A 9,603-nucleotide genomic window follows, 5' to 3' on the forward strand; every position below is an offset into this window, starting at 1 on the left:
GTAGGAAGCCATATCACAGGTTATGACAACATGATGCACGGTATCATGTCTCAGCTCACTGAGGGTCAAAAAGGTGAAACGAAACAACGTATCAACATCATCCCTGGTTTTGAAACGTACATCGGAAGCCTACGCTCCGTAAAAAGCATCGTAGAAGCGTTCGGTACTGACTATATCATGTTGGGTGACCACTCTGATCAATGGGATATGCCGGCAGGTAACTACGAAATGTTCTCTGGCGGAACAAAACTCGAAGATGCAAAAGATTGTATCAACTCAAGTGCAACAATCTCATTGCAAAAATACGCAACGTCTAAAACCATGAAAATGGTCGAAAAACGTTGGAAACACGCTGGTGGATTCTCTAACCCGATCGGTCTTAAAGGGACGGATGAGTTCGTAATGAAATTGGCTGAATTAACTGGAACCGAAGTTCCACAAAAACTAAAAACTGAGCGCGGTCGCCTTGTTGATGCTATGCAAGACAGCTATCCGTACATGCACGGTAAAAAATTCGCTATCTGGGGTGATCCTGACTTCCTTCTCGGAGCCGTTTCATTCTTGTTAGAGATGGGTGCTGAGCCGACTCACGTCCTTTGCCACAATGCACCGAACGGCTGGGAAGCTGAGATGAGAGCATTGCTCGATACGTCTCCGGCTAAAGACAGCTTGAACGTATGGGCTGGTAAAGACTTGTGGGCAATGCGTTCACTCCTCTTCACTGAGCCGGTTGATTTCATGATCGGTAACAGTTACGGTAAAGAGTTGATGCGTGATACAGGAACTCCGTTGATCTACATCGGATTCCCGATTTTCGACCGTCATCACCTACACCGTTACTCTATCAGCGGATACGACGGAGCGTTGAACCTTCTTACTTGGATCACGAACAAAGTTCTTGACCAATTGGATGAAGATACTAAAAACATCGCTACCACTGACTACTTCTTCGACCTCGTCCGCTAAGGACAATTTGCCTCCGTCGGAGGCAAATACTTCATTGATTCTCGTCACTTTCTCCCACATGGGAGATTTTTTTGGTTGAATGTTTTTAGAAATATTTACTCAAACAAATAGGATGATTTATGGCAGCCGTTCACGATAAAATCAAAGCCGAACTGATGGTTGAAGTGTATGCGAGCATCGATCGTATTTACGATTCGATTGAACAGCATTTTGAACTGGATGAGACGCGGCGTAGCAATGTCATCAAAAGCCTCAATACGCTCAAAGATGAACTCTATTTTGTCGTTCAGACAACGCCGTTATCGTGATTAAATCAGACAAGTTTTATTGTCATACATCGCTTTGTCGGCAGTTTCGATAATCGTATCGATATTCGAACCGTTCGTAAAAGTAGCCATTCCGTAGGCGAAATTGATTTTAAATTCATTTTGATCGACTTTAAAGTGAACATTGTTGCAATACTCTAAAATGGATGACATTTTTGTTTGAATCTCATGTTCTGAAATTTTTGAATCAAAAATGATGATAAATTCATCTCCGCCGTATCGGACGACTCGCCCGCCTGTCTCTTTGAGTTTAAACGCGATATGAATCAGAACTTTGTCCCCGACGACATGTCCGAATTTATCGTTGATTTGTTTGAACTTATTGAGATCGACCATGACAAGGGTGCCGCTGTCACGGATCGAAATATGATCAGAATCACAGAGCATATCCTCAAACCATTTTCGGTTATAGCTTTTGGTTAGACCGTCTTCATAGACGATTTTTTGGAGTTCGTGTATCTCTTCTTGGAGTGCTTTGGTCTCGGCAAGTACAATGCTTAATAACTCTTTATCTTCGGTTTCGATTGCATGAATCGCATCGTCGGTACATTGAGATAGGGTGATGAGATGACGCACCATTTTTTCATCGAGCATTTCGGAGCTGATGACTTGGTTCGGTTTAAGCTCGATGTGGTGAGATTTAGCCTTTTCAGCATAGATTCGATTATATTCGGCGGGGAAAACAACTTTTAGTTTTTGGATGCTCTCTTTGACTTCATTCGTAATATCGATATGTTCTTTGTATAAATCGCCCATTTTAAATCCTGTTTGAGTGTTGTATAAATAAGTGTTCGGTAGCTTCCATACTCATTGGTTTATAATAATAATACCCTTGAATAGAGTCAACACCGCTTAAACGTAAAAATTCGAGTTCTTCGAGCGTCTCAACACCCTCGGCAACGGTTGTCATCCCTAACCCTTTTGCAAGAGCTATAATTGTTTTAATGATAGTTTGGTTTTTAGGTTCCATTGTGATATTGCGGACAAAGGAGATGTCAATTTTAAGTTTATCTACGGGGAGATGCTTGAGGTAGGATAGGGATGAATATCCGGTTCCGAAATCATCGATAGAGATTTTAAACCCTTTGCTCTTGATCACACTGAGCAGAGCAATGATTTTTTCAGGGTATTCGAGAATGGTACTTTCGGTAATTTCGAGTTCGATCCATTCGGGGCTACATCCTGTCTTATAGAGCAGTTCTTCGAGTTGAAATAAAAAATTTTGGTGGATAAGCTGTTTAACCGATACGTTAATAGCGATTTTTCCGCTAAATACCCCCATATTGATCCATCTTACGGCTGTTCTAAATCCTTGTTCTAGGACAAAATTTCCTAATTCAATGATCAACCCCCTCTCTTCCGCGATCGGGATAAATTGAGACGGCGGGATCATCCCCTCATCCGTAATCCAGCGTGCGAGTGCTTCCACCCCTATGATTTTTCCTGAATGAGGGTCGATTTGCGGCTGATAATAGAGGGTCAATTCCCAATTACTTATCGCTTTTTTGAGGTTTGAAGCAAGGGTGGTTCGCTCCAGTACTTCTTGGGTCAAACCGTTATTGTAAAAGCTATACGTATTTCGTCCTATACTTTTTGCTTTATACATTGCAGCATCAGCTTTTTGCAGGAGCTCTTCAGGATTAGAAGTATCATCTGGATAGAGCGAAATTCCTATACTCGCAGTGATAAATACCTCAATCTGATCGATAGTAAAAGGGTCATTAAGGGTTTGAATGAGACGGTTTATTTGTATTTGAATAGAGTGCTGGTCAATACTTGATTCGAGCAGGATGACAAACTCATCACCCCCCGTACGAAGGATTAACGTCTCTTTTGGGAAAAGATCCTGCAATAATTTTGAAAAGAGGATTAGCACTTGATCCCCGAAACGATGCCCGAAAGAGTCGTTAATCTCTTTGAATCCGTCTAAATCTAAAAACATCAGTGCAAAAGGGACAATAGGTGTTTTGGTACTTTTTTCTTGAAGCATTTCAATTAAACTGAGGCGATTAGGGAGGTCTGTGAGCGGATCATGATGGGCTAAATAATCAAAATGTTCTTTTGCATTCAAAATTTCTTGTTCATTTTCTTTGGCTTTGGTAATATCTCGATAGATTCCATAGATACCGAATAATTCTCCGTTTTCTGTTCTCAAGAGCCCTTTGGTAACCCAGTTGATACGTGTTATCCCATTAGGCATGACCATGATCTCTTCATGGTCTGTAAACGATTTATTTTCCAGTAGTTCATTATCCAATGTATTTATCATGTCGGCAGTTTGAGGAGGGAAAATTTCATCGGCGGTTTTTCCTATCACATCATCAACAGAGAGCCCTGAAAGGTGAGCTGCCGCTTCATTGACAATGAAATACTTTTTATCCAACCCTTTTATAACAATAGCATCGGATGAGCTGTTGATAAGGGAGTTTAAGAGAGCATTTTTTTGTTCTATAAGAATTTGAGCGCTCTTTTGTTTTGCTAGTTGTTGTGAATACTCGACAAATCTTTGATATAAAAAACGATAGCTCAATAGAAATAGAAAAAAGGTAGTAATGAGAATAAATAACCACCCTTTATAATTTTGAAGTAGAGTGAGTTGATGGGTGTTTGAAGCAAGTGATGCAACAGCGGTATCGGAAAAATAGATCCAAGACATACCAAATATAAGATATGAGGCAGAAAGCTGGAAAGCGTTTTTAAAGCTTTGTAAATCTTTGAGTGCCATTTGGTTGCCTCATATACGGTTATAAAAATAATTATAGCACACTGTGTTCAAAACCGCTCAAGCTGTTCTGGAACACACTATGCAGTTTAAAAATATCAATTCAAAAGGAACTAAATATGGAACACCACGTCGTTATTGAAAAACTATGCAGTTGCGCTAAAAAAGAGGAGATGTCTCAAATTACCACATATGAGTCCAAAGAGGGTGCTCTCGAAGCCGCAGAGACTCAATTGGCGTATATGCAAGGACATTTTTGCGGTAAACATGAGTTTCAGCTTGTGGAAGTGAATGACAATTATGTCATCGGTATGGTTAGCGGCTGCGGCTGTAAAGGATAAGGGATGGAATATCATGTCGTTGTTGAAAAACTGTGTAAATGTGCCATCCGTAAAGGGATGCCGCAAATCAAAACATTCGATGACCAAGAAAACGCTTATCGCGTAGCACGGGCATGGGCGCAAGAGCTTAATGAGAGTTTTTGCGGTCAACATTCGTTCGGTGTTGTAGCGGTGGAGGACAATTTTGTGATTACGGTAGGCGAAGGAAGTTATTAATAAAGTTTGATACAAGACAATATTTAGTAAAATAAAACAATCTTATTTTATTTGGGTATTATTTGTATGAAAAAATATTATTACGGTGCAGTCGCTTTTTATCTTATCGCACTGTTTGGGTATATCACCTACCAGTATACGACGCAGCGTTCTGAACTGATAGCATTTATCGATAAACGGCTTATTCAATGTGCGAGCGTTACCGATCAACTTCTTCCTCCCTCGTTACATACACCGGAAACAAAATTTGGCTCAATTTCGCCGGAACAGGACCGTGAAAACCGTCTAAAATTATCCCGTTTCGCAGAAAGTGTAACGGTCAAATATGTCTATTCGTTTGTTTTGCAAGAGGGTAAAGTCTATTTTACTTCCAGTAGTGCAACTGCTGAAGAGCTCAAAAGCGGTGAGGATATTAGTTACTATTTTGATGAGTATACCGATGCTTCTCCTATATTGTTAAAAGCCTTTCAGACGCGTACGATGCAGTTTGATGAAAGTGCGGATCAGTGGGGACATTTTAGATCGGTCTTTTTACCGCATATCTCTCCGAGCGGGCGCGTTTACATTACGGCGGCTGATATTGAGATCACTAACATTGATGCACAGCTTCATAAACTATTGATGCAGTCCTTGGGCGAAGCACTTTTTTACATATTGATTCTAATCCCGTTTTTTATCGCGTATCGGATGCAGAATAAGGGTATTCAACAAGAATTGTCGCGTCAGGTTGCCGAGCGAACAGCTGATTTAGAAGAACGCTCTATTGCCGTCACAAGGTTGCTTGACAATGCCAATCAAGGGTTTTTGACTTTTTCTCTTCCTCTTGTCGTTGAAAATGAGTATTCTCAAAAATGTTTGGAAATTTTTGAGCGACCGATTGAAAATGAGCGGATCGGGAAACTCTTTTATCCCGATGAGAGTGAGAAAAGAGAGTTTTTTGAGGAAACCTTTCAAGCGGTTTTTGATGAAAGCGATGAGGTCAAAGTAGATGCCATCCTCTCCCTCTTGCCGCATGAGTTTGTCATTAATAACAAAGCGATCGATGTCGTCTACAAAATAATAGAGGCGAATCGCGCTATGGTGATTCTGACCGATATAACGGACAAAAAGAATCTTGAAAAAAGTATTGAGCGAGAACGTAATGTTCTCAAAATGGTTGTTTCAGCGATCGGAAACCGCGATGAGTTCTTTGAGCTTTTGGATGATTATCGGCACTTTTTAGCGAATCGTTTTAGCTGTATTGATACTAAGCTCACACCAATGGAAAATTTAACGGAACTATACCGGCAAATTCATACCTATAAAGGGTTGTTCGCACAGCAGGAATTTGTGACAACCCTACAGGCTCTTCATAAAGTTGAAACGAAGTTTGCCTCTTGGCTTCACGGAGGCGGAGTCTCAAATATGACCCTTCAGGCGATGATGAACAAGATCGATTTTGAATTGTGGCTTGAAAAAGATCTTGGAATTTTGCGAGAGACGTTAGGCGAAGAGTTTTTAGAGAAAAAAGAACGTGTTATGATAGATGATACGTCATTTGAACGGTTGCATGGCAAAATGGCAGAGCTTATAAAAGAACAGCCTGATACGTGTTACGAGTTGAACGATTTACTCGAGTTGTTGCAACGTCTCAAATTCAAACCGATCGGAGAGTGTTTTTCTACCCTTCCTAAATACGTTGAGCAGCTTGCGGAACGTTTGGAAAAATCGCTTTATCCTATGGAGATAGAGGACAAAACCTCTTTCAGCGTAGGCGAGGAGTTTCGAGGATTCGCCAAATCTCTGATCCACGTTATCCGAAATAGTGTTGATCATGGTATTGAATCACCGGAGGAGAGGGCAGAACACGATAAAGATGAATCGGGGACGATTCATCTCGCTATCACGGAAGATGAAGAGAATATTATGATCGAAATCGCTGATGACGGACGGGGAATCGATAAGGAAAAACTCAAGCAAAAAGCGATAGAGACCGGAATTAAAACGGCGTTGGAACTGGAAAATGATGAAGCGCTCATGGATCTTTTGTTTGAAGACTATTTTTCGACCAAAGAGGAAGTGAGTGATATTTCCGGACGGGGGATCGGTTTGGCATCGGTACGCGCCCAATTGTACAAATTAGGGGGGAGTTATCGTGTTATATCTGACGTCGGTATCGGTACTCAATTTCTCTTTTCTATTCCGAAAAAATCACTAACAAAGGAGTGACCATGGGTAAAAGTGAGCTTTTAAAACAGGTATTGAACGCGATCATCTATCGTGCGGAGCTTTTTTTGGTCGATGAGATGCATATAGCAGCATCATTCGATGGGAAATATCGCTCGGTAAGCAAAATAGAATTAAAAAAATATACGACTATGATCGGAATCGGCGGCACATTGAACCTACTGTTTTATGTCACCTATAATGAGTTGTTATTGGATAACTTGACCAAAGCATTTGCATACGGAGAGATCCATGAGAATGATTTTTTAGCACTGCGTGATAGTGCGGCGGGAGAGATTGCCAACACGATCGTAGGGCATTCTCTCAATGATTTTCCTAACAAAGGCAAAGGGGTCACGATTACCCCTCCCGTAACGATCGAAGATGCCAAATCGATTTTAAAAACAAACGGAACCGGCATGATAACCGCATTACTCTCAACTCCGTTTGGAAACATGGAATTTAATGTGATCGGTTCACTCGAAGGAGAGTTAAATGCTTAAAGTTTTAGTAGTAGATGATTCTCTCATTATGCGACGAAATATTACCAAAATGGTCGAGGCATTAGGGCATAAAGTGGTCGGTGAAGCGAAAGACGGTCATGAATCGATAGCTCTATACGCACGACTTAAACCCGATTTGGTGACGATGGATATTACGATGCCGGAGATGGACGGGATCACCGCCGTTCAAGAACTCAAAAAAATCGATAAACATGTTAAGATCATCATGGTGACTTCTCACGGTCAAGAAGAGATGGTTATTAATGCGATCCGTTCCGGTGCCGGAGGTTATTTGCTTAAACCGATCAATCTCATGAAACTGCGCGACACCGTTCGTAAAATTTTCCCAAATATTATCGATGAGAATGTTCTAACGCAAAAAGAAGCGGCACTTTTAGTGGATGAAGCGATCAAGCTTCCTGAAATAGAGGATATTTCCTAATTCTAGAGAAGAATTCTCCTCTATTTAACGTAATTTATAGCTATTTTCTTTTATAATCCCCTAATTTTCAACTTTATTGTCCCATTTTTTAGGTGCAATATAAATTTACTTAGGATAAGGAGACGACATGCAAATCAGCGGTGCACAGATGGTTATCGAAGCACTCATCGCCGAGGAAGTCGAAGTCGTATTCGGTTACCCCGGCGGGGCGATCATGAACGTCTATGATGAGATTTATAAACAGCGATCATTTCAACATATTTTGACTCGTCATGAACAAGCGGCAGTCCACGCCGCAGAAGGGTACGCAAAAGCGACCGGAAAAGTGGGCGTTGCTATGATTACGTCAGGTCCGGGATTCACCAACGGTGTGACGGGACTGGCGGATGCTTACATGGATTCAATCCCCCTCGTCGTGATCAGCGGTCAGGTGCCGATGTCTCTCATCGGTACCGATGCGTTTCAAGAGATCGATGCGGTAGGTATCAGCCGATCCTGTACCAAACACAACTATTTGGTGACCGATGCGGCAGATTTGCCTCGTATCCTCAAAGAGGCGTTTTATATCGCACGAAGCGGTCGTCCGGGTCCTGTTCACGTCGATATTCCTAAAGATGTCACGGCGCAAATCGCCAAGTTTGATTATTCCAAAGAGGTCAATCTCGAAACGTATAAACCGACGACCAAAGGGAATACAAGACAGATCAAAAAAGCGATTGATGCGATTGCTCACGCCAAACGTCCTCTTTTATATCTAGGGGGTGGGATTATCAACGCAAATGCGGCGGAATTGGTACGTGAGTTTTCAAAACTCACCCAAATTCCTGCCGTTGAGACCTTTATGGCGCGCGGAACACTTCGCTTCGATGATCCGTTATTGATCTCGATGCTTGGGATGCACGGATCGTATGCGGCGAATATGGCGATGAGTGAGACCGATTTGGTTATCGGTCTTGGGGCGCGTTTCGATGACCGTGTTACGGGGAAACTCTCGGAGTTTGCTAAAAATGCACAGATCATCCACGTCGATATTGACCCTGCAAGTATCTCGAAATTGGTGAATGCCCATTTCCCGATTGTCGGCGATGTCAAGAACGTTTTAGAGCAAATGATCCCGCTTGCGAAAGAGCAAATCGATCCTAAGCGTTATGAGTCATGGCACAATACGATTGCCAACTTTAACAAACTGCATCCGCTCTCCTACAAAGAAGAGGGCGATCGTCTAAAACCGCAATGGGTTATTGAGCGTATCGGTCAGCTTTTGGGGGATGATGCCAATATCTCTACCGACGTAGGTCAACATCAGATGTGGAGCGCACAGTTTTATCCCTTTACCCGTCCGCGCCAATGGGTCAGTTCCGGCGGTCTTGGGACAATGGGATTTGGTTTCCCCGCAGCGCTTGGGGTGAAACGTGCCGACATGGATCGAGTCAGTATCAATATTACGGGGGACGGCTCTATTTTGATGAATATCCAAGAGTTGATGACAGCGGTCGAGTATAAACTCCCCGTTATCAACGTTATCTTGAATAACAACTTTTTGGGGATGGTTCGTCAATGGCAGACGCTCTTTTATGACAAACGCCACTCATCCACCGATCTATCGATGCAGCCTGATTTCGTGAAAGTCGCCGAGGCATTCGGCGGAGTAGGGTATCGCGTCAATACCAAAGAAGAGTTTGATGCGGCGCTCAAAGATGCGGTAGAGAAAAATGTCGTTGCGATTATCGATGTTGTGGTAAACCGTTTTGAGAATGTACTTCCGATGGTTCCGGCGGGCGGATCGCTCTTTAATATGATGTTAGAGTACAAGGAGAAATGATGATGGAACAGACAGAACGTCGTGTTATTTCCGTAATTGTCATGAATGAAGCAAGCGTAC

General features: G+C 42.2%; 10 protein-coding genes. 8 read left to right on the top strand and 2 right to left on the bottom strand.

Features of this window, described 5'->3' with window-relative positions; genetic code table 11:
- The coding region (gene nifK, locus VFW36_RS08730) for a nitrogenase molybdenum-iron protein subunit beta (protein ID WP_329658425.1) at nucleotides 1-966 on the top strand (966 nt) is incomplete at its 5' end.
- A gap of 119 nt (nucleotides 967-1,085) precedes the next feature.
- The gene (locus VFW36_RS08735) at nucleotides 1,086-1,274 is read left to right on the top strand and encodes a hypothetical protein (protein ID WP_329658426.1); all 189 of its coding nucleotides are present in this window, start codon (nucleotides 1,086-1,088) and stop codon (nucleotides 1,272-1,274) included.
- Here VFW36_RS08735 and VFW36_RS08740 read toward each other — a convergent pair whose 3' ends face one another.
- Both VFW36_RS08740 and VFW36_RS08745 read right to left on the bottom strand, forming a co-directional pair.
- Entirely contained in the window at nucleotides 1,275-2,048 is a 774-nt protein-coding gene (locus VFW36_RS08740) for a GGDEF domain-containing protein (RefSeq protein WP_329658427.1), read from the bottom strand.
- A gap of 1 nt (nucleotide 2,049) precedes the next feature.
- Nucleotides 2,050-4,017: a putative bifunctional diguanylate cyclase/phosphodiesterase gene (locus VFW36_RS08745; RefSeq protein WP_329658428.1), complete on the bottom strand. Its 1,968-nt coding sequence runs from the start codon at nucleotides 4,015-4,017 to the stop codon at nucleotides 2,050-2,052.
- A 116-nt stretch (nucleotides 4,018-4,133) separates the two neighbouring features.
- Between VFW36_RS08745 and VFW36_RS08750 the strand changes: the two genes are divergently transcribed.
- The 6 genes from VFW36_RS08750 (at nucleotide 4,134) to VFW36_RS08775 (ending at nucleotide 9,543) form a co-directional block, all read left to right on the top strand.
- Nucleotides 4,134-4,355, top strand: coding sequence for a hypothetical protein (locus VFW36_RS08750; protein WP_329658429.1), 222 nt, complete (start codon nucleotides 4,134-4,136; stop codon nucleotides 4,353-4,355).
- A gap of 3 nt (nucleotides 4,356-4,358) precedes the next feature.
- A complete protein-coding gene (locus VFW36_RS08755; RefSeq protein ID WP_329658430.1) occupies nucleotides 4,359-4,571 on the top strand; it encodes a hypothetical protein in 213 nt (70 codons plus the stop codon).
- A gap of 66 nt (nucleotides 4,572-4,637) precedes the next feature.
- Nucleotides 4,638-6,779: an ATP-binding protein gene (locus tag VFW36_RS08760; RefSeq protein WP_329658431.1), complete on the top strand. Its 2,142-nt coding sequence runs from the start codon at nucleotides 4,638-4,640 to the stop codon at nucleotides 6,777-6,779.
- 2 nt (nucleotides 6,780-6,781) lie between these two features.
- Nucleotides 6,782-7,279 (top strand): chemotaxis protein CheX, encoded by a 498-nt coding sequence (locus VFW36_RS08765; RefSeq protein ID WP_329658432.1) that lies wholly within the window; start codon nucleotides 6,782-6,784, stop codon nucleotides 7,277-7,279.
- On the top strand, nucleotides 7,272-7,721 hold the full coding sequence (locus VFW36_RS08770) for a response regulator (RefSeq protein ID WP_329658433.1): 450 nt from the start codon (nucleotides 7,272-7,274) through the stop codon (nucleotides 7,719-7,721). Before VFW36_RS08765 ends, VFW36_RS08770 begins: the two co-directional genes overlap by 8 nt.
- Before the next feature lie 127 nt (nucleotides 7,722-7,848).
- Nucleotides 7,849-9,543, top strand: coding sequence for an acetolactate synthase large subunit (locus VFW36_RS08775; RefSeq protein ID WP_329658434.1), 1,695 nt, complete (start codon nucleotides 7,849-7,851; stop codon nucleotides 9,541-9,543).
- The last annotated feature ends 60 nt before the right edge of the window (nucleotides 9,544-9,603 follow it).

Source organism: Sulfuricurvum sp. (genome assembly GCF_036279695.1).
Taxonomy (GTDB): Bacteria; Campylobacterota; Campylobacteria; order Campylobacterales; family Sulfurimonadaceae; genus Sulfuricurvum.

Bases quoted from the DNA above. Each gene is read 5' to 3' on its own strand.
- VFW36_RS08735 (WP_329658426.1), top strand. From the start codon at position 1,086: ATGGCAGCCGTTCACGATAAAATCAAAGCCGAACTGATGGTTGAAGTG.
- VFW36_RS08740 (WP_329658427.1), bottom strand. From the start codon at position 2,048: ATGGGCGATTTATACAAAGAACATATCGATATTACGAATGAAGTCAAA.
- VFW36_RS08745 (WP_329658428.1), bottom strand. From the start codon at position 4,017: ATGGCACTCAAAGATTTACAAAGCTTTAAAAACGCTTTCCAGCTTTCT.
- VFW36_RS08750 (WP_329658429.1), top strand. From the start codon at position 4,134: ATGGAACACCACGTCGTTATTGAAAAACTATGCAGTTGCGCTAAAAAA.
- VFW36_RS08755 (WP_329658430.1), top strand. From the start codon at position 4,359: ATGGAATATCATGTCGTTGTTGAAAAACTGTGTAAATGTGCCATCCGT.
- VFW36_RS08760 (WP_329658431.1), top strand. From the start codon at position 4,638: ATGAAAAAATATTATTACGGTGCAGTCGCTTTTTATCTTATCGCACTG.
- VFW36_RS08765 (WP_329658432.1), top strand. From the start codon at position 6,782: ATGGGTAAAAGTGAGCTTTTAAAACAGGTATTGAACGCGATCATCTAT.
- VFW36_RS08770 (WP_329658433.1), top strand. From the start codon at position 7,272: ATGCTTAAAGTTTTAGTAGTAGATGATTCTCTCATTATGCGACGAAAT.
- VFW36_RS08775 (WP_329658434.1), top strand. From the start codon at position 7,849: ATGCAAATCAGCGGTGCACAGATGGTTATCGAAGCACTCATCGCCGAG.